The organism is Pseudarthrobacter sp. NamB4 (assembly GCF_005796185.1).
Lineage (GTDB): Bacteria > Actinomycetota > Actinomycetes > Actinomycetales > Micrococcaceae > Arthrobacter.
The window spans coordinates 252875-272418 of sequence record NZ_VAHM01000003.1; the positions used below are offsets into that span (position 1 = coordinate 252875).

19 protein-coding genes are annotated in these 19544 nt (G+C 66.0%); 10 read left to right on the top strand and 9 right to left on the bottom strand.

What is annotated here, in order from left to right:
- Positions 1-25 precede the first annotated feature (25 nt).
- The 5 genes from FDW81_RS04210 to FDW81_RS04230 form a co-directional block, all read right to left on the bottom strand.
- The gene (locus FDW81_RS04210) at positions 26-880 is read right to left on the bottom strand and encodes an ABC transporter permease (RefSeq protein ID WP_138132901.1); all 855 of its coding nucleotides are present in this window, start codon (positions 878-880) and stop codon (positions 26-28) included.
- Positions 881-896: 16 nt separating this feature from the next.
- Entirely contained in the window at positions 897-1895 is a 999-nt protein-coding gene (locus tag FDW81_RS04215; RefSeq protein WP_138132902.1) for an ABC transporter ATP-binding protein, read from the bottom strand.
- Positions 1892-3157 (bottom strand): hypothetical protein, encoded by a 1266-nt coding sequence (locus FDW81_RS04220; protein ID WP_240719921.1) that lies wholly within the window; start codon positions 3155-3157, stop codon positions 1892-1894. The genes FDW81_RS04215 and FDW81_RS04220 overlap by 4 nt, the downstream gene beginning before the upstream one ends.
- 149 nt (positions 3158-3306) lie before the next feature.
- The gene (locus FDW81_RS04225; protein ID WP_138132903.1) at positions 3307-4344 is read right to left on the bottom strand and encodes a universal stress protein; all 1038 of its coding nucleotides are present in this window, start codon (positions 4342-4344) and stop codon (positions 3307-3309) included.
- Between the two features lie 300 nt (positions 4345-4644).
- Positions 4645-5703 carry an LLM class flavin-dependent oxidoreductase gene (locus FDW81_RS04230; protein ID WP_138132904.1) on the bottom strand — a complete coding sequence of 353 codons (1059 nt, stop codon included), beginning with the start codon at positions 5701-5703 and terminating at the stop codon, positions 4645-4647.
- A 269-nt stretch (positions 5704-5972) separates the two neighbouring features.
- On the opposite strand from FDW81_RS04230, the gene FDW81_RS04235 reads away from it, so the two are divergent.
- The 3 genes from FDW81_RS04235 (at position 5973) to FDW81_RS04245 (ending at position 7643) form a co-directional block, all read left to right on the top strand.
- Positions 5973-6533, top strand: a complete 561-nt coding sequence (locus FDW81_RS04235) for a hypothetical protein (RefSeq protein ID WP_240719923.1) — start codon at positions 5973-5975, stop codon at positions 6531-6533.
- A complete protein-coding gene (locus FDW81_RS04240; RefSeq protein WP_138132906.1) occupies positions 6533-6760 on the top strand; it encodes a helix-turn-helix transcriptional regulator in 228 nt (75 codons plus the stop codon). Before FDW81_RS04235 ends, FDW81_RS04240 begins: the two co-directional genes overlap by 1 nt.
- Positions 6761-7016: 256 nt before the next feature.
- Entirely contained in the window at positions 7017-7643 is a 627-nt protein-coding gene (locus tag FDW81_RS04245) for an FAD-dependent oxidoreductase (RefSeq protein WP_138132969.1), read from the top strand.
- Positions 7644-7676: 33 nt separating this feature from the next.
- Here FDW81_RS04245 and FDW81_RS04250 read toward each other — a convergent pair whose 3' ends face one another.
- Positions 7677-8297 (bottom strand): copper resistance CopC family protein, encoded by a 621-nt coding sequence (locus FDW81_RS04250; RefSeq protein ID WP_138132907.1) that lies wholly within the window; start codon positions 8295-8297, stop codon positions 7677-7679.
- A 111-nt stretch (positions 8298-8408) separates the two neighbouring features.
- On the opposite strand from FDW81_RS04250, the gene FDW81_RS04255 reads away from it, so the two are divergent.
- Entirely contained in the window at positions 8409-9848 is a 1440-nt protein-coding gene (locus tag FDW81_RS04255) for an NCS2 family permease (protein ID WP_138132908.1), read from the top strand.
- 19 nt (positions 9849-9867) lie between these two features.
- Here FDW81_RS04255 and FDW81_RS04260 read toward each other — a convergent pair whose 3' ends face one another.
- On the bottom strand, positions 9868-11172 hold the full coding sequence (locus FDW81_RS04260; RefSeq protein ID WP_138132909.1) for a sodium:proton antiporter: 1305 nt from the start codon (positions 11170-11172) through the stop codon (positions 9868-9870).
- Positions 11173-11349: 177 nt separating this feature from the next.
- On the opposite strand from FDW81_RS04260, the gene hutG reads away from it, so the two are divergent.
- The 3 genes from hutG (at position 11350) to FDW81_RS04275 (ending at position 13953) form a co-directional block, all read left to right on the top strand.
- The gene (gene hutG, locus FDW81_RS04265; protein WP_138132910.1) at positions 11350-12342 is read left to right on the top strand and encodes a formimidoylglutamase; all 993 of its coding nucleotides are present in this window, start codon (positions 11350-11352) and stop codon (positions 12340-12342) included.
- 91 nt (positions 12343-12433) lie between these two features.
- The gene (locus FDW81_RS04270) at positions 12434-12943 is read left to right on the top strand and encodes an ABC transporter substrate-binding protein (RefSeq protein WP_138132911.1); all 510 of its coding nucleotides are present in this window, start codon (positions 12434-12436) and stop codon (positions 12941-12943) included.
- Entirely contained in the window at positions 12940-13953 is a 1014-nt protein-coding gene (locus FDW81_RS04275) for a cation transporter (protein WP_138132912.1), read from the top strand. The genes FDW81_RS04270 and FDW81_RS04275 overlap by 4 nt, the downstream gene beginning before the upstream one ends.
- Positions 13954-13968: 15 nt before the next feature.
- Here FDW81_RS04275 and FDW81_RS04280 read toward each other — a convergent pair whose 3' ends face one another.
- Positions 13969-14637 (bottom strand): response regulator, encoded by a 669-nt coding sequence (locus tag FDW81_RS04280; protein WP_138132913.1) that lies wholly within the window; start codon positions 14635-14637, stop codon positions 13969-13971.
- Positions 14634-16211 (bottom strand): sensor histidine kinase, encoded by a 1578-nt coding sequence (locus FDW81_RS04285; protein ID WP_138132970.1) that lies wholly within the window; start codon positions 16209-16211, stop codon positions 14634-14636. Before FDW81_RS04285 ends, FDW81_RS04280 begins: the two co-directional genes overlap by 4 nt.
- A 268-nt stretch (positions 16212-16479) precedes the next feature.
- Between FDW81_RS04285 and FDW81_RS04290 the strand changes: the two genes are divergently transcribed.
- The 3 genes from FDW81_RS04290 to FDW81_RS04300 are packed head-to-tail and all read left to right on the top strand — an operon-like array spanning position 16480 to position 19528.
- Positions 16480-17490: a tripartite tricarboxylate transporter substrate binding protein gene (locus FDW81_RS04290; protein WP_138132914.1), complete on the top strand. Its 1011-nt coding sequence runs from the start codon at positions 16480-16482 to the stop codon at positions 17488-17490.
- Positions 17487-17990 carry a tripartite tricarboxylate transporter TctB family protein gene (locus tag FDW81_RS04295; RefSeq protein ID WP_138132915.1) on the top strand — a complete coding sequence of 168 codons (504 nt, stop codon included), beginning with the start codon at positions 17487-17489 and terminating at the stop codon, positions 17988-17990. Before FDW81_RS04290 ends, FDW81_RS04295 begins: the two co-directional genes overlap by 4 nt.
- Positions 17990-19528, top strand: coding sequence for a tripartite tricarboxylate transporter permease (locus FDW81_RS04300; protein ID WP_138132916.1), 1539 nt, complete (start codon positions 17990-17992; stop codon positions 19526-19528). The genes FDW81_RS04295 and FDW81_RS04300 overlap by 1 nt, the downstream gene beginning before the upstream one ends.
- Positions 19529-19544 lie beyond the last annotated feature (16 nt).

A 19544-nucleotide genomic window follows, 5' to 3' on the forward strand; every position in this document is an offset into this window, starting at 1 on the left:
ACCTCGCTCCTTTAGGCGATCGCCGTCAGCTCAGGATGTCCTTGGTGACAAAGCGGCCGTAGGCGAGCGCGCCGAACACTGCCACATACCCCGCCTGGAGCAGGGCGTTGCCGGTGAACGAGTCCCACAGCAGGGGCTGCCGGAGCAGGTCCCCGAAGCCCAGCCAGTAGTGACTGAAAAGCCACGGGTGCAGCCACTCCAACTGCGGCAGCTGGTCCAGCACCTGGGACACCACGGACACCACAACCGTGGCTGCCATGGCACCTACCGGAACCACCGTCAGGGTGGACAGGAACAGCCCGACTGCTGAGAGCCCGGCCAGGGAGACGGCAAGGTACGCCGCGATCAGAAGGATGCGCAACGCGGCCTGGGGCGGCTCGATCACGTCCCCGGACAACAGGGTCACCGGGCCCACCGGGAAGAGTGCCGCCCCGATGGCGGCACCGGCCAGGCCAACCGTGAGCGGTGCGGCCAGACAGAAGGCCAGCGCCCCCGCGTACTTGACCAGGAGCAGCCGCACCCGGCCGGCCGGTGCGACCAGCAGGTACCGCAGCGTCCCCAGGTTGGCTTCGCCCGCGATCGTGTCCCCCGCCACCACACCCACGGTCAACGGCAGGAACAACGGAACGGACACCAGCATGGCGGTGAACGCAACGAACAGCCCGTTCTGGGAAATGCGGTCAAGAAAGGCCGGGCCGCGCCCGGCAGGAACAGCGGACGACAGGCGGACGGCCACCGCGATCAGCACCGGAATGGCGGCAAGCGCCAGCAGCAGGGCCCAGGTCCGGCGGCGGCCGAACAGGACCCGGAGTTCTGACCACAAAAGGGAAAGCCCCAATCCCCGCGGCGCCGCCGCATCCGTTGCGCCTGCTGTTCCCAAAGTCTCCGGCCGTAGGCTACTGGACAACGTCGAACCCCTCCCCGGTCAAAGCCACGAACCTGTCCTCCAGGCTCTCCCGTTCCACCGCGAATCCGCGGACCCGCACGCCGCCAGCCACGAGGTGCGCCACAATATCCTCGGGGGCGGGACGTCCCATATCTGCGCCCAGGCCGGCGAGCGCCGCCGTCACCACCTGGCCGTCCGGCTGCGCCGGTGCGGGTTCAGGTGCCAGCCCAAGGCGCGCCAGGGCGGAAGTTGCGGGCCCAGCGTCAGGCGTGACCACGCGGATGCGGGCGCTTCCGGACCGCCTGAGGTCGGGCAGCGGGCCCTGGGCCACAAGCCGGCCGGCGCTCATCACGGCCGCGTGGGTACAGATCTGTTCGACCTCGGCCAGCAGGTGGCTGGAAACAAAAACGGTGGTTCCGTCCGCCGCCAGGGACCTGACCAGGTTACGCACCTCCCTGGTGCCCTGGGGGTCCAGCCCATTGGTCGGCTCATCGAGCACCAGCAGCTCCCGCGGGGAAAGCAGCGCGTTGGCGATCCCCAACCGCTGCTTCATGCCCAGGGAATACGCGTGGACCCGTTTGCCGGCGGCATGGCTGAGGCCAACGCGTTCCAGCGCATGGTCCACCCGTGCTTTCCGGGTGCCTGGGGCGGCGTGCCGGGTGGCGGCGTCAAGGCGGTGGAGGTTCGCCGACCCGGAGAGGAATGGATAGAAAGCGGGCCCCTCCACCAGCGCCCCGACCCGCGGGAGGACTTCCCGGAACTGGCTGGGCATCTCCATCCCCAGTAGTTCGATGGTCCCGGCCGAGGCCGCCGCGAGCCCCAGCAGCATCCTGATGGTGGTGGTTTTTCCTGAGCCGTTGGGTCCCAGGAAGCCAAAGACGGCGCCTTGGGGTACCGCCAGATCGAGGGCATTCACCGCCACCTGATGCCCGAAGCGCTTGGTCAGCCCCTTCGTCTCGATGGTCAGGCCGTACGTCCGGGATCCGGGGCCTCCCGCGGCTGCTGTCACGGAGCCGCGGATGCTGCCTGCAGCCTCTCCACCGGCACCATGCCCGCGAAGACCCGGCCGTCGTCGGTGAGCAGGACGTTGAACAGGGCGGTGGACAACACGCGCCCGCCGGGAACGGCGACGGCGGCCTGCGCCAGCAGCGGATTGCCGGCCAGCAGGGCATTCAGGCGCGAGGCGGCCCCTGCCTCCGCCGGGACTGCCACCACTGTCTCCCACCCCGAGCCTGTTGTGTATTGCCCGGCTTTCTGCTCAAGGGCGGCCGCCAGGTCCTCGGGGGTTGCGTGCGAATCCGGAGTTCCCGGGCTGAGCGATTGCCGATTAGGGTGGCCGGGCTGCAGTTCCTCCACCGTGCTGCCCGGCGGCGGGACGAAGTTGAACAGTGCCACGTCCGGCTGGTCCAGCGACAGGCTGATGAATCCGGCACTGAAAGCAGGCTGGGATGCGCCGCGGGCCGTCACCTGGACGGAGAGAGGCATCCCGGTGGCTGCGTCGACGGCGATGGCCACCTTGCCCACGAGGGTGCCGTTGGTGCGCGGCTCAAGCAGCAGGTTGTAGGCGGCGCGCCCGGCGGCCTGCACGTCGGGGCCAACGGAGATGGCAGTGGAGCTGTCCGCTGCCGCCAGGAACCTTTCGGCAAGTTCCTGCGGGGTGCGCGGGGCGGCTGGGGTCCCGGGGTGGGCCAGGGGGAGGTCGCTCGCGTCGCCGGCCAGGGTCAGGTGGGCGGTGGAGTTATCCTTTGAGGAGTAGAACCAGACTTCGTTGCCGCTGCGGATTACGTTCCTCTCGGCGAGCCGGTCCACCACCTGGATCCGTGCCTTGGTTTTTCCGTCCATGAACACCCGGGCAGTGTGCTCGCCGGTGAGGACCTCAATGGCGGACGCGATGCCGTCGGCTGATGCAGGGCCTGCGGTGGGACCTGTTGCCGGCAGCTCCGGCAGTCCCAGTTCCGAGGACTGTTCGATCGTGCCGGAAAAAGTATGGGTCTTGTGTCCGGCTGCCAGGGCTATGACGTCAGCGGGAGTCTTGGTTGGCAGGGGATCACCCGCCCGGGCCGGGATGGTGCCGGCCAGAAACCCGGCTGCGATGACTGCAGGCACGGTCACCGCCGGAACCCAGCGCAGCCACGCCCGGTTCCGCGCACGATCGGCACCGCTGCCCTCCGGCCCTTGCTGCCTTGGCCGGCCGTTCATAATCCGGTTCATTGTCCCGTCCACTCCGTCGTTGGAGCCATAGTCCAAGGGTACGCCTCGGTGCCCGCCCATACACCTGCCCTGCAGCCTATCCGGGGTGACCGTGTTGCTGAGGGGAAGGACCAGGCCGGCGCTGTTTCCCCCGCCCGGTACGGAGGACTCGTGCCCGGTTTCCGTGCCGGATCAGCAGCCACGGTGGTGCTCCCGGTGAGAGGCTCAGGTCACGATGCGTCGAGCATCGGCCCAAAGCGGGCACGGTCCGCCAGGCGGGGGTCCTCCCGGTCCGGGACCACCATCACGGGGCCTTTGGCATGGTGGAGCACGCCATCGGATGTTGAGCCCAGGAGCATTCCGGTGAAGCCGCCGCGGCCACGGGTGCCAACCACCACCAGTTCAACGTGCCGGCTTTCTTCCACCAGGACGTCCACCGGGGAACCATCCTTAAGTACTGATTCGGCGGGCAGGTTGGGGAAGTGGCTCCGCAGCCACGCCATGCCGGCGTCCAGGGTGGCCTGGATGTCGGCAAACAGTGCCTTGCGGTCCATGGGAGCCGGAACCCAGGCCAAGGAGCCGCTGTACTGGGGCACCGCACACACCACCCGGAGGGTGGCACCCAACCGTTCAGCCTGGTCGGCCGCCTCCAGCACGGCCACGCGCGCCTGCTCTGAGCCGTCCACGCCTACCACCACCACGTTTTCGACGCGCTGGTGCCCGGCTTTTGCCTGCTCGGCCCTGACGCGCCGGTCCTCGGTGGGCTCACCCAAGCGGTCCGAGCAAACCAGGGGAATGGTCACGGTGGGGCACTTGGCGTGGGCCGGCAGGGCGCTGCTCACGGAACCGAGCAGCCTGCCCACAAAACCACCGCGGCCGCGGGTGCCGAAGACCAGGAGTTCGGCAGTCTCGGACATCTCCAGCAGCACGCCGGAGGCATCACCGTTTTCCACGGATCCGGTGACCTCGATGTCGTAGGACGAGACCTTCTCCAGCGCCTGCCTGACGATGGCCTCCGCACCTTCCCGGATCACCGAATCATCCACGGTGGCGTAGCCGCCGTCGAGGCCCGAGGCAGCAAAGATGGGCACGGAGTATGCGGTGACAATGTGCAGCGGCCGACGGCGGCGCTGGGCTTCGCGGGCTGCCCACACCAGGGCGCACTGGCCATGGTCCGACCCATCGACTCCAACAACGATTCCTTCGGGGGCGGCAGAATTGCCGCCACCGTCCCGGGCCGGGTCCGGATGCAATTCATGTGCGCCCATGGGGCCGCCTCCTTGCGCTACTGCACGATATTGCCGCTATTCTGCCAGAAAGCGGACAGTTCCTTGCGCACCTGGTCAGGCGCCGCAGACGCAGCGGAAACTGCCGCTTCCGCTTCTCACTATTCTCCGTCAGCCCTGCCATAGCAAGCCTGGCCAGGTGCGGAATCCACACAATATCCACAGCTTTTCCACAGCCTGTCCAACGCGTTCGGGAAGGCTTTCTCCGGGATGTGGAGACGCGCTGACTCTTGCGTACCGGGCGCGCCAGGCACCTGAGGCCAGGTCATCGTACGGTGCCGGTTATGGCCGGTCTTGCCCTGCCTGGGTTGGGATCCAGCCAAGTGCGGGACCCAGCTTGCCGGCAATGTCCGTAAGGATCTGGACGTAATCCTCGTGGTCAAAGCTGAAGGGCAGGGCGAACGCCACCTCGTCGACTTCCTGGAATCCTGCGTGTGCGTACAGCTGCTCGGCGATTTCATCGCTGGTGCCGATGAGGTCCGGGGCGAACAGCATGCCCTTTGGCCCCTGCGGCGCCCGCGTGCGGGGCGTGCGCTCGTCGACGTACCGCCGGTACTTCTCCCGCTGTTCCGGTGATGCCGAATCGGTGGGAATTACCACCAGGCCCTGCGACACCCGGGCACGCCGCTCAGCCTGAGCAGATGATGCGGCGGCTTCACGGTATGCGCGGATCTGCGATTGTTGAATCTTGGCGAAGTCCGGTTCCTGGTCCGGTTCAGGGAAAACCACGCTGCTGGAGAGAAGGTTGAAGCCGTTGGCCCCGGCCCACACAGCCGACTTCGTGCTGCCTGCCCCGTACCAAAGGCGGTCCCGCAGCCCGGGAGAGTGCGGCTCGACGCGGTTGGAGAATTCCTCCACCACACCTTGCCTGCCGGAGAAGTCCCGCACCGGCCCTCCCGCAACCAGGCGGGCAAACCGCTCCACCCGGGCGTAGCTGAAGTCCTCCAGCTCCGCGGAATCCGGGTACAGCTCGCGCTTCACGGTGTCGTAATGCATCGGCTCCCCCACGCTCAGTCCTGGGTTGATTCGTCCTCGGGCGAGCAGATCCACGGTGGCCAGGTCCTCTGCCAGCCGCAGTGGGTTTTCCCAGCCGAGCGGGGTCACAGCGGTTCCAAGCTCGATCCGGGAGGTGCGCTGGCTGGCCGCAGCCATCATTGCGATGGGAGAGGAAATGCCGAACTGCAAATGCCGGTGCCGCAGCCAGGCGCTGTCGAATCCGAGCCGCTCGCCCAATTCGATGATCTGCAAAGTGGAGTCGTGGCCTGCGGCGGGATCGGCCGGATCGAAGAGGCCAATAGTGAGGAATCCGAGCTTGCGTAAGGGACGGGTGGGGTGGGGCATGGGCTTCCTTCAGGATGGGATGCAACTGCTTTTCAGAGTAGGCGCCCGGAAGGCGCCCGCAGGACGTCCAGAGCATAGACGCTGTGGATCGCATGGGCGGCAGGCTCTCATCGCTCAGGTTTGGCATTGGCCGGCAGCCGCGAAACCAGGAGCTTATCGACAACCGTTATTAACGAATTTCGATAGTAGGGGGAACCATGAAACTCACGCGCGGGTCAGCCGGAACAGGCCAAAAGAAAGTTGTATCGAGGGCCGATGCTATCTTTTTGATGATCGCTTCAGCCCTTGCGGCGCTTGTTACAACGGCTGCGACTGTATCCGGTACTGTCGCTCTGTTTACCGGGCCGGTGACACTGGTGCTTCCGGTGGCTACGTCGCACCAGAGGGCCACAGGTCTGTCGCTGGAGGCGACAGGGCACTTCACGTCACTGGAAACCACCATTCCAGTCCTGCCGTCCGGCCCGGCCGCAAGCCTCGCCTGGGCCGGCCTGCTGAACCAGGTCGCGGTCTTGGCAATCCTTGCGCTGTCGTTCCTGCTGGCCTACCGCCTTCAGGGCAGGATCCTGTTCACTGCAAAGTCTGCGCACCTGGTCGGGGCGGCCGGAATTGTCCTGGCCGTGGCAGGCATGTCCGGCCAGGTTCTCGACGGTGTGGGTCGCAGCAGACTGGCCGAGATCGTCGGCGCCAACCCCCGGGGCCCTGGGGAGTCGCAGGTCTTCCCGGCGGAGTTCGACACCGGCCCGTTGATGCTGGGCATCGCCCTGCTCCTGGTTGCGGCAGTCTTCGAGTACGGGCGCCGGCTACAGAAAGATACCGAGGGGCTGGTCTGATGCCGGCCGAGGACCCGTCGAACATCCACTGCCACCTGGACGAGCTCCTGGCGGACCGCGGAATGACCCTGACTGAGCTGAGCAAGCGCGTTGGAGTCAGCCTGGTAAATCTGTCTGTCCTGAAGAATGACCGGGCAAAGGCGATCCGGTTCTCGACCTTGACTGCGATCTGCGAGGTGCTCGATTGCCAGGTTGGTGATTTGCTGGCGATCGCGCGCGACCTGTAACGGCTTTTCCCTGTTCCGGTTTGCCGGATGTTTCGGCTCCATGCCCGGGGCAGAAGAACCTCGGCGTTGCGGTCTGTTCAGGGGCGGAAATGTTCTGTAGTCTTCAGGACATTGTTGGTCCGGGACGCCGACTTCCACTTCCGTTCGAAAGCTGCCCGGCAACACACTGCGGCCGGACTTTGGGGGTAACGGGACGCTCGCGGGCGAGGACGCCTGCACCTGCGAAGCTTCGAAGGAGGAAACTGTCGTGTCAAGCATGCCTGGGAATGCCCGGACTGAGCAGACCACCGCTGTGATCATCGGCGCAGGCCTGTCCGGCCTTGCCGTCGCCGCCGAGCTGTGCCGCCGCGGCGTCGATGCAATAGTGGTGGACGGACTGGACATCCTGGGCGCCGCACAGACGGCCAACACCGCCCCGCTCCAGCGCTGCGACGCAGCCGACTCCGCCACCCTTCGAGAGCGGAACGAAATCATGCGCCACCTCCGGAACTACGCCGCGAGCCATGACGTGGACGTGCGCACCACTACCCGCGCCGTCCAGCTGTCCATGGTGGACGGGGTAGAGGAGCGCACGGCCGCTCCGCAGTGGGAGGTGCACACTCCCACCGGAATCCTGGTGGCCAACCATATCGTCCTGACCCGCTGCGCCCAGAGCCAGCTCCGCCGGATGATCAATAATTTCGGTATCTCAGTGGGAAGGAACCTTGCTGCCGCGATGCGGGCCATCGGTATCTACCTGGTGGGCGTGGGAGAGCTCATCACGCCATCACCGAAAGAGGTCCTGCGCCAGGCCAAGACTGTGGGCCACGCGATTTCCGCCAAGGTGCATCCGGACACCGTGACCTACCCGGCTACCGGAAGCTTCGCGGGCCTGACCTGCTAGCACAGGCAGCCGCCCCGCTGAAGGGGGCGCCTTCTATTCGTCGCTTGCGGCGGTAAGCCTGCGCCGGGCGAGGACGGCAAGGGCTGCAAGCAGCCCCACCGCAACGACGGCGAAGATGACGATGCTCCACTGGAACGGCTCCGAGGCGTCCACGGGTTCCGCAGGCTCCATGGTGGTTCCGGGCTGTGCGGTACCAATAGCGGGGGCCGATGCCCCAGGAGCCGGGGCCGCCGGAACGGTTGCCGGAGCAGCCTGGGGGGCAACCGGCCCGGCGGCAGCCGCCGTGAAGCCAAAAGTCCCCTCAATGGGATGCGAGTCTGAACTCACCACGCGCCACGCGACCGTGTATTCCCCCGCGGGACCTCCAGCGCGAAGCTTTTGCGATGCGACCTTGTCCACGATCTTCACCGGCCCGTCGGCCCACTCGGTGCCGGAGGTGTCTTTGACGGAAAACGCGGCACCAATGCCGAGGGGGTTCTTGTTAAAGGTGACAGAAACCTGTTCCGGCGGCGCTGCCAGGGAAGCGCCCGGGGAGGGGCTGCTGGATTCAGCGGCGTCGTGCGCGGCGGCGGGACCTGCCAGTCCCAGCACAGCGGCGGCGAAAACGAGGAACCCAAGCCCAAGGCTCAGGATCTGGCGGCGGATGGGACGCATGCTTGGGCTGCTCCTTGTGTTGGCTTCCTTACAGACTAAGCGAATTTGCCGGCCGCCCTGCCCCCGCCCCCATAGGATGCAGGTATCCCCACAGACTTCCCCGGAGGACTAATGCTTAAGCAAGGCTCTGCCCTGGACCGGTATTTCAAGGTTACGGAGCGCGGTTCGAATCTTTCCCGCGAGATCCGCGGCGGCTTCGCCACGTTCTTTGCCATGAGCTATATCGTGGTGCTGAACCCCCTGATCCTCTCCGGGCCGGACTCCACGGGCGCCACCTTGGGCTTCACGGCAGTGGCTGCCGTGACAGCCTTCGTGGCCGGGCTCCTGACCATCCTGATGGGCGCCTGGGCAAAGCACCCCTTCGCGCTGGCCACCGGCCTGGGCGTCAACGCCTTTGTGGCGGTCACCGTTGCCACCAACCCGGGGCTCACCTGGCCGGACATGATGGGCCTGGTGGTCCTGTCCGGCGTCACCATGCTCATCCTGGTCCTCACGGGCTTTCGTACAGCAGTCTTCAGAGCCGTACCGGACGGGCTGAAGACGGCGATTGTGGTGGGCATCGGGCTGTTCATCGCGCTGATCGGACTGGTGAATGCCGGCTTCGTGCGGCGTATCCCTGACGTTGCCGGGACCACTGTTCCGGTTGGCCTGGGTTTCGAAGGCAAGCTCCTGGGCTGGCCCACCGCGGTGTTCGTGTTCGGCCTGATCCTGACCATCGCCCTGGTGGTGCGCAAGGTCAAGGGTGCCATTCTGATCGGCATCATCACTTCCACGATTATCTCGGTGCTCCTGGAGATGACCCTGCACATCGGGCCGAGCTTCGACGGCGAGACCTCCAACCCGCAGGGCTGGTCCCTGGTGGCTCCGACCTTTACCGGATGGGCGGCCCCGGACCTTTCCCTGCTTGGCAAGGCAAACCCGTTCGGCGCCTTCGGGCACCTGGGTTTCGTGGCAGCTACCCTCCTGGCCTTCGTGATCCTGCTCAGCATCTTCTTTGACGCCATGGGCACCATGGTGGGCCTGGCCAACGAGGCAGGCACCGTGGATGAACACGGCAATATTCCCGACGTCGACCGGGTCCTCCAGGTGGACGCCCTGGGCGCGATCGTGGGCGGCGGAGCCTCAGTGTCCTCCAACCAGATTTACGTCGAAGCCGGCGCCGGCATCGGCGAAGGTGCCCGCACCGGCATCGCCTCGATCGTCACCGGCCTGCTGTTCCTGGTGGCCATGTTCTTCACCCCGCTCATTAACCTGGTCCCCTTCGAGGCAGTGGCCCCGGCCCTGGTGGTGGTGGGCTTCATGATGGTGTCCCAGGTGGGCAGGATTGACTGGCAGGACTGGGGCGTCGCGATTCCGGCCTTCCTGACCTTTACGCTGATGCCGTTCACGTACTCGATCGCCAATGGCCTGGGTGCAGGGTTCATCGCATTCGTCCTGATCCGCACCTTCCAGGGCCGGATCAAGGAAATCCACCCCCTGATGTGGGCCGTAGCCGCGGCCTTCCTGCTGTTCTTCGCCGTCGGCCCCATCGAGGCCGCACTGGGCATGTAACCGGCTCGCCCGGCATGCCCTACACCGGCGTATTGGGCGCGAGCCCCTCATCACCGGACACTGCCCGGGCCTTCCTTTCCCGCAACTTGTCCAGCCGGTTCATCAGCGGCGAGGTGGTGGCGCCGTGGAGCACGATGGAAAGGGCCACCACCAGCCCGATGAACGCCCAGAGCCGCTCAGCCTGGTCACCGAACTCGCCCTTGCCCAGGGCATAGGAGAGGTAGTAAAGCGAGCCGATCCCCCGGATCCCGAAGAAGGACAGGGCGATCCGCTCCCGCGGCCCCGTCTTGCCGCGCAGAAGCCCCACCCAACCCGCCAGCGGCCGGACCACCAGCAGGAATGCCAGTGCCACCAGCACTTCCGCCCAGCCGATCCCTTCCAGCAGGCCGCGCGCGATAGAGCCGCCCAGCAGGACCAGGATCACTACGGTCAGGAGCCGCTCCAACTGCTCAACGTAGGAGTGCAGGACGCGGTGGTAGCCGTGGGTGCGTTCCGCCGCGCGGATGGTCACGGCACACACAAAGACTGCGATGAAGCCATAACCCTCCACCATTTCGGTCACCCCGTATGCCAGGAAGGTGGCCGCCAGCGCCACGAACCCCTCCGAGTGGTTGGACAGCCGCAGGCTTTCGGCTCGGGCTGAAAAGAAGAGGCGGGCCAGGAGCTTGCCGGTCAGGAAGCCGCCCAGCAGCCCGATGGCCAGCCGCCAGAGCACATCCACGCCGAACCACTCCGGAAACCACGCGGAAGGTGACGATCCTGCAATGCTGATGGCGATGGCCAGGTAGACAAAGGGAAAGGCCAGCCCGTCATTGAGGCCGGCTTCCGAGGTGAGGCCGAAGCGCACCTCATCCTCTTTGTTGGCGCCATCGTCGTGGTCCGCCGGTTCGCCCACCTGCACTTCCGACGCCAGGACAGGATCCGTGGGCGCGAGGCTGGACCCCACCAGCAAGGCGGCGCCCAGGCCCAGGCCCAGGAACCACAGCCCCATCAGTGTCAGGGCAATGATGCACAGCGGCATGGCAATTCCCAGGAGTCGCCATGTGGTGGACCAGCGCCTGCGGCCAACGGGCCGGTCCAGCGCCAGCCCGGCGCCCATCAGCGAGATGATGACGCAGATTTCTGAAAGGTGCACAACGAAATCGCCGTGGGCTATGGGGTCCGGATCAGGAAGGGTGGGTATCAGTGCGAATGCACCCATTCCCGCTCCCAGGAACACCATGGGCATGGAAAAAGGCATGTCGCGCAGCAGCTTAGGGAGTACTGCGGCCACGAACACGGCCATACCGGCGGCGGCATACAAAATGTTGGGGGCTTCAAACATGGTGCTGTTCTCCGGCCTTGATTGGTTGCGCCATCGGGCGCAGGCAAAGTGACACATCCCCGGGGAGGGATTGCTCCACCATAGCCCGTGCTCTCGACCGGTGCGTGGTCTCGAATCTCAGACATAACGACGGCGGCACGGCTGGTTTTCGCGGCAGGCATACGGTGAGCTTGGAACATGCCTTCACTGATTCCTGCCGTCGATGTCCCGTACCAGCCTTGGACAGGCAGGTACGACGGCGACGGCACAGCGCACCGCCGCTGGTGGCAGGCGGTAGCCCATCATGACGGCGGGAAGCGCGCCACGGCGGGCAGCGCGGGTGCCGCTGGTTCCCCGGATGCGGAGGGAACCCAGAAACCGGCCGTGCTGCTCGGCTTCGCCAGCGACGAGGGCGTGCGCAGGAACAAGGGCCGCACCGGCGCTGCCGCCGCGCCTGCTGCCATCCGAAAGGCCCTGGGGCCCCTGGCGTTCCATCTGAACCGGGCTGTCACTGACACCGGCGACGTGGCGGTATCCAACGGTCAGCTCGAGGATGGCCAGGAACGCCTGGGCCGGAATGTCGCTGCACTGCTGGATTCCGGTCACCTGACCGCGGTGCTCGGCGGCGGCCACGAAACGGCCTACGCCAGCTATCTGGGGGTCAGTGCTTCCGAAGCCGTACAGCGCGGCCAGCGGCTGGGCATCCTGAACCTCGATGCCCATTTTGACCTGCGCGCCGAACCTGTTCCGAGTTCCGGGACGCCGTTCCTCCAGATGGCCCGGGCGGAAGCAGCCGCCGGACGGGACTTCCGGTACGCCGTCGTCGGAATCTCCGAACCCAACAACACCCGCGCGCTCTTTGAAACCGCCAAGGGGCTGGGCGTGCAGTACCTGCTGGATGAAGACTGTGAAGCGGAGCGCGCCAGTGAATTCGTGACCGGGTTCCTTGCGGGCATCGACGTCCTCTACCTGACGATCGACCTCGACGTACTGCCGGCAGCAGTGGCTCCGGGTGTCAGTGCGCCGGCTGCATACGGGGTTCCGCTGCCGGTCGTCAGCGCCGTCTGCCGGCAGATTGCCCGGAGCGGGAAGCTGCTCCACCTTGATATTGCGGAGCTGAATCCGGCCTTCGACATCGACGGGCGGACGGCCCGGGTGGCGGCGCGACTCCTGGACACCATCCTCCGCTAAGTTCTGCGGCTCACTTCTCCCCTGGCATCTCACCAAATGAGAAGCATGCTGTCTAGCATGATGGTGAAGTGCCTAAAGGAAGGAGCGGGTGATGAGTCGGGGCAGTATCCTGGTTTTTCTGCTGGCAACGCTGCTGGGCCTTTCCGGCTGCCGTGCTTATCCGGCTGACCCGGAGGGAACCCTGGACCGGGTCCGGGGCGGCACCCTCCGGGTGGGTGCGAGCCTGAACGGGGACTGGGTGGCGATCCGAGCCTCCGGTGGTGACACCTCGGACAAGAACCTCCGTGACCGCGATGTGCAGGGCAAGGATGCAGAACTGGTGCGGGGCTTCGCCGAGCATCTGGGAGCGGACATCGAATGGGTGGCGGGCACCGAGCAGGTCCTGGCTGAAGAGCTGAAGCACGGCGGTCTGGACCTGGTGATCGGCGGGTTGGACGACAAGACGCCCTGGACCACCCATGCCGGCCTCACCCGCCCCTATGTGGAATCAGAGGACGAACGGGGGAAGCTGCACAAGCACGTCATGCTCGTCCCGCTGGGGGAAAATGCGTTCCTTCTTGAGCTGGACCGCTACCTGATGGCAGCCAAGGAGTCATCATGACGAACGTCAAGAACAGCAGTGACGCAGTCCGGTTCGGAAATACAGACCTGCCGGCTGAACAGCAGGAGGCGCTGCGCAAGGCCATGAGGATCGAATGGGCCACCATGGGCTTCCTGGCGGTCACCACAACCATGGTGTTCCTGGTGCTGGGCAACTCGCAGGCCATGAAGGCCGCCTGGGTCGAGGACATCCTCTCCTTCCTCCCGCCTATCTCCTTCCTGGTAGCGGCGCATGCCATCCGTAAACCTCCCTCCGAGAAGCATCCCTATGGCTACCACCGGTCCACCGGGGTGGCTCACCTGGTGGCTGCCGTCGCGCTGACGGTGATGGGCGGTTACCTCCTGGTGGAGTCCGTCCTTGGCCTGCTCAAGGCGGAGCATCCCACCATCGGCGGCATCGAGATTTTCGGCAACACCATTTGGCTGGGCTGGTTGATGATGGCCGTCATGATCATCACTTCGGCGCCGCCCGTCTTCCTGGGCCGGGCCAAGATGAAGCTCGCAGAGAAGCTGCACGACAAGGTCCTCTATGCGGATGCCGATATGAACAAAGCTGACTGGATGACGGCCATTGCTGCCGTGGCCGGGGTGGCGGGCATCGGCTTCGGGCTGTGGTGGGCCGACTACGGGGCCGCCTTGATCATTTCGGCAAGTATTTTGCGCGACGGGATCGGCAACACCAGGGGCGCCGTTTCCGCACTCATGGACAAGCGGGCCATGACCTACGACGACAAAGAACCCCACCCGTTGGGCCGGCAACTGGATGAATACCTCCGCAGCCTCGACTGGACCCGGGATGCCAAGTCACGGATCCGCGACGAGGGGCACGTCTTCCACGTGGAGTCGTTCGTGGTTCCCGCGGGCGACTCGATGCCTACCTTCGGGCAGCTTGAGGCCGCGCGGGACGCGTGCGCCGCCATGGACTGGAAAGTCCAGGACATCGTGATCATTCCGGTTGCCGAGCTGCCGTCCGAGCTCCTTCCCGGCCCCGGGTCCGGCGGCGAGCGCTGACTGCTGCCAGCCGCATTACTGACCCTTGAGGACGTAGCGCCGCTCCGGGCGCCCCACACCATACTTGAGCTTCACGTCCAGCGAACCTTCGTCATGCAGGTACTCCAGGTAGCGGCGGGCACTGACCCGTGAGGTGCCCAACTGTTCGGCCACCTCCGCAGCCGACACGTCGCCGTCGGCCTCCTTCAACGCGGCCTCCACCAGCTTCAGGGTCTCGACGCTGCAGCCCTTGGGCAGCGGGCGCTCGGCGCGGTCCAGTCCGAAGACCCGGTTCACGTCAGACTGCTCGGCGACGTCCTTGGACGAATCCAGCCCCTGGTATGCGCTCCGGTAATGCTCGAGCCGTTCCTGGAGGTCGGATTGTGAGAACGGCTTGATCAGGTAGTGCACAATCCCGCCGCGCAGCGCTTTGCGCACGGTTTCCACCTCGCGGGCAGCGCTGATCACCAGCACATCCAGTTCGGGGGCCACGTCCCGCAGCCGCTGCATGAGGTCCAGCCCGTTGATGTCCGGAAGGTGAATATCGAGCAGCACGAGGTCCGGCTGCAGCCGCTCGGTTTCGGCGACTGCCTGTGCACCCGTATGGGCGGCACCCACCACAGTGAAGCCGGCGGTCCGTTGGATGAAGCCCGCGTGAACCTTGGCAACCATGAAGTCGTCGTCGACGATCAGTACCTTGATCATGGCTGCGTTGCACCTCGATTGAATCGTGCCGTGAAGACTGCTCCCTTGTCGTTGGCCACCGTGAGGTCACCGCCGGACCGCCGGCAAACCACCCGTGAGAGGGCCAGCCCAAAGCCGCGGACATCAGCCGGCCCGGCCTCCTTGGTGGAGAACCCTTGGCGGAAGATCTCCTCGGTGGCCTGCTGCGGAACACCCGGTCCGGTATCACTGACCGTTACGGTAACGGCGTCGGCGGAGGTCTCCACCAGCACGCGGACGGCCGCGCCCGGAAGCCCTGTGACGGCGTCGAACGCGTTGTCCACGAGGTTGCCGACCACTGTGGTGAGGTCACGGGACAGCTCGTCGCTGACCGGAGGCAACGCTGACTCGGGCTCCAGCTGCAACGCTAATCCACGCTCGGTGGCGAGGCTGGACTTGGCAATCAGCAAAGCGGCGAGCGCCGGATCCTGGATTCGGCTGGTCACTTCATCGTTCAGCCTGGTCCGGTCCACAGTGGCACCGTTGACGAACTGCACCACGGAGTCGTATTCGCCGATCTGGATCAGGCCGGAGATTACGTGCAGCTGGTTGGCGAACTCATGGGCCTGCGCCCTTAGCGTGTCTGTGGCAGTGCGGGTGGCGCCCAGCTCACGCTCCAGCGAGGACAGCTCCGTACGGTCCCGCAGCGTGGTCACTGAGCCGATGTCGCGGCCGCGGGAACGGATGGGAACCCGGTTCAGCACCACCAGCCGCTCCCCCACCAGCACCAGCTGGTCCGGGTCCGGCTGTTCCCTGGTCAGGACCACCTTGAGCGCTGGGTCCACGGGCAGGGATCCAATCTTCCTGCCCACGCAGTCCGGCGGCAGGCCCAGCAGCTGCCGGGCGCTGTTGTTCGCGACGGTGATGCGCTCGTGGGGGTCCAGCGCCACCACGCCTTCCTTCAGGCCCTGCAGCATCGCCTCGCGGTTCTCCACGAGCCCGGTAATCTCGCTGGGCTCCATGCCCAGGGTCTGGCGCTTGACCCGGCGGGACAACAGCAGGGATCCCGCCACCCCCAGGACGCTGCCGACGCCGAGGTATGTCAGGAGGTTGGGGACGGCGTCCCCCAGCCGCTCAAGCGTGGACGGATAATTCCGGCTGATGGAGGCAATGCCGATCATCTTTCCGGCGTCGTTGAGGACCGGAACGTGGGCGGACAGGACGGGAGCGCTGTTTCCGGTTACCACACCGGTCCATGCCCGCCCCTCCATGACCCTGCTGGCGCCCAGTTCCAGCGGCTTGCCCAACAGGCCGGGATCGGAGGCGACAACCACAGTGCGGTCAAGCTTTGCCAACGTGACATGGGATGAGCCGGAAACAGTACGGACGGACTCGGCTACTGCGGGAAGAGCGGCGCCGACACGCGGCTCAGCATCCGGCAGCAGCGCCCGCACAGCGGGATTGTTCCCCAGCGCTTCGGCGGCGGACAGCGCCCGGCGGCCCTCGATGCGTTCGAAGGCGGCGGCTGACTGGGCAAGGGAGATGGCTACGACTGCCACCAGTACCGCCAGGACAATCAGCAACTGCAGCACAAGGTACTGCCCGGCGAGGGACATTCCTCTTCGTCGAGTCACTGCGTGGATTCCTTTTGTTTCTGATGCCGGCACTGCACGGCGGCAGTACCGGGAACTATATCCCAGCGTAGCCCCGCCGTTGCCGTCATTGGGCGCCCCAGGTGGGATCCCGGAAACGTGAACGCAATGAACTTAACTTTCTCTGCGTACACAAGAGTGATCGCCGTCACGGTGGGGCCTAGCATCGGAAGCACAGATCAGGTCCGCTGATCATTTTTGTACAGAATTGCATTACTGAGAAGAGGAACACATGCGCCAGATCCGCGCATTGCGCGTCGCCGCCGTCGCAGCCGGCATCGCCCTGATGGCCACCGGTTGCGGTGCCACCAGCAAGAGCTCCACCGGCTCGGAAAGCTCCGGTGCCGCAGCCGGTCCCATCACCGGGCTGCAGATCATGGTCCCCAACACCCCAGGCGGCGGCTACGACACCACCGCGCGCGCAGCAGCGAAGGTCCTCGAGGACGAGAAGATCACCAGCAACACCGAGGTCTTCAACCTTGCGGGCGCCGGCGGAACCGTAGGCCTAGCCCGCGTGGTCAACGAAAAGGGCAACGGCGACCTCGCCATGCTGATGGGCCTGGGCGTGGTGGGCGCGAGCTACACCAACAAGTCCGAGTCCAAGCTGACCGAGACCACTCCCCTGGCCCGGCTCATCGAGGAACCCGGCGCCATCATGGTCAGCAAGGATTCCCCCTACAAGACCATCGACGACCTGGTGGCTGCCTGGAAGGCTGACCCGGGCTCCATCTCCGTAGGCGGCGGCTCCTCCCCGGGCGGTCCTGACCACCTGCTGCCCATGCAGCTGGCCGGCGCCGTTGGCATCGACGCCACCAAGGTAAACTTTGTTTCCTACGACGGTGGCGGCGACCTCCTTCCCGCGATCCTCGGCAACAAGCTGGGCTTTGCCGCTTCGGGTGCCGGCGAGTACCTGCAGCAGATCGAATCCGGCGAGGTCCGCGTGCTGGCCACCAGCGGCGAAGAGCGCCTGGAAGGCGTGGACGCCCCCACGCTGAAGGAATCCAACATCGACCTGGTATTCACCAACTGGCGCGGCATCGTTGCCCCTCCGGGCATCAGTGACGAGGACAAGGCAGCCATGATCGCCGCCCTTGAGAAGATGCACAAGAGCGCAGGCTGGCAGGAAGCCCTGAAGACCCACAGCTGGAGTGACGCTTTCATCACCGGCGACGAGTTCGAAACCTTCCTCACCGAGCAGGACAAGCGGGTGGCGGACGTGCTCACCAAGCTTGGGTTGGCGTGAGCCCGCTGACCACAGGCCTTAAGGGCCGCGCCGAGCTGGGAGTAGCCCTCCTGCTCGGCGCGGCCGGCGTCCTTGTCTTCCTGGACGCCAACGGCCTGGTAACCCCGTACTCCCAATCGGACCCGGTGGGCCCCAAGACGGTCCCGTACATCGTGGCCGGAATGCTGGTTGTCTGCGCGGTCCTTCTGGCCATCAACGTGATCCGGGGCGGCCAGGGCGAGGCGGAAGGCGGCGAGGACGTTGACCTTACCCACCCCGCCGACTGGAAAACTATCCTGCCCCTGGCAGGCGCATTCATCCTGAACATCCTGCTCATCGACTGGGCCGGCTGGGTCATCTCCGGCACCGTCCTGTTCTGGGGCAGCGTCCTGGCATTGGGCAGCCGCCGCTATGTCCGGGACGGGCTCATCTCCGTTGCCCTGTCCCTGCTGACCTTCTACGGCTTCTACCTCGGCCTCGGCATTGCACTGCCCGCCGGACTCCTGGAAGGAATCCTCTGATGGACGTCTGGTCCTCACTGATGGACGGTTTCGCCACCGCCCTGACCCCCATGAACTTCCTGTATGCCGTGATCGGCGTACTGCTGGGCACCGCCGTCGGCGTCCTTCCGGGCCTGGGCCCGGCCATGACCGTGGCCCTCCTGCTTCCGGTCACCTACGCGCTGGAACCCACCAGTGCCTTCATCATGTTCGCCGGCATCTACTACGGCGGCATGTACGGCGGTTCCACCACCTCCATCCTGCTGAACACTCCCGGCGAATCGTCGTCCGTGGTGACGGCCATCGAGGGCAACAAAATGGCCAAAGCCGGGCGGGCTGCACAGGCGCTGGCGACGGCGGCCATCGGCTCATTCGTTGCAGGCACCATCGGCACCGCCCTCCTGGCAGTCTTCGCGCCTATCGTCGTCGAATTCGCCGTCAGCCTGGGTGCGCCGAGCTACTTTGCCATCATGGTTCTGGCCCTGCTGGCCGTCACCGCCGTCCTTGGCAACTCCCGGCTCCGCGGCTTCGCCTCGCTGGCCCTGGGCCTGGCCATCGGGCTGGTGGGCATGGACTCCGTCACGGGCCAGCGCCGGCTGACCTTCGGCCAGCCGCTGCTGGCGGACGGCCTGGACATCGTGGTAGTTGCCGTGGCCATCTTCGCGGTCGGCGAAGCGCTCTGGGTTGCCGCCCACCTGCGCCGCACTCCCCTGCACGTCATCCCCGTCGGCCGGCCCTGGATGGGGAGGAAGGACTGGAGCCGCTCGTGGAAGCCCTGGCTTCGCGGCACCGCGTTCGGTTTCCCCTTTGGCGCCCTTCCCGCCGGCGGCGCCGAAATCCCGACGTTCCTCTCTTACGTCACGGAGAAGCGTCTCAGCAAGCACCCGGAGGAATTCGGCAAGGGCGCTATTGAAGGCGTCGCAGGCCCTGAAGCTGCCAACAACGCTGCCGCTGCCGGTACCCTGACCCCGATGCTGGCCCTGGGCCTGCCCACCAACGCCACAGCGGCCGTAATGCTCGCAGCCTTCACCTCGTACGGCATCCAGCCGGGCCCGCAGCTCTTCTCCAGCCAGGGACCCCTGGTGTGGGCGCTGATCGCCAGCCTCTTCATCGGCAACCTGCTGCTCCTGCTGATCAACCTGCCCCTGGCTCCGCTCTGGGCCAAGCTCCTGCAGCTGCCCCGCCCCTACCTCTACGCAGGCATCCTGTTCTTCGCCACGCTGGGCGCCTACTCGGTAAACCTGCAGGCCTTCGATCTTGTGCTCCTGCTGGTCCTTGGCGCCCTGGGCTTCATGATGCGCCGCTTCGGGCTGCCCGTGCTGCCACTGATCCTCGGCGTCATCCTCGGCCCGCGCATCGAAGGCCAGCTCCGCAAGACCCTGCAGCTCAGCGCCGGTGACCCCGTGGGCCTCTTCAGCGAGCCGATCGCCGTCGTGATCTACATCATCGTGGGACTCATCCTGGCGTGGCCGCTGCTCTTCAAGCTGGTCCGGCGGAACCGCCCGGAGCGCAAGACCCTGCTTCCCGCGAACTCCGGCGCAGCCGACTACAGCGACTGAACCGCGACGCAGAGGC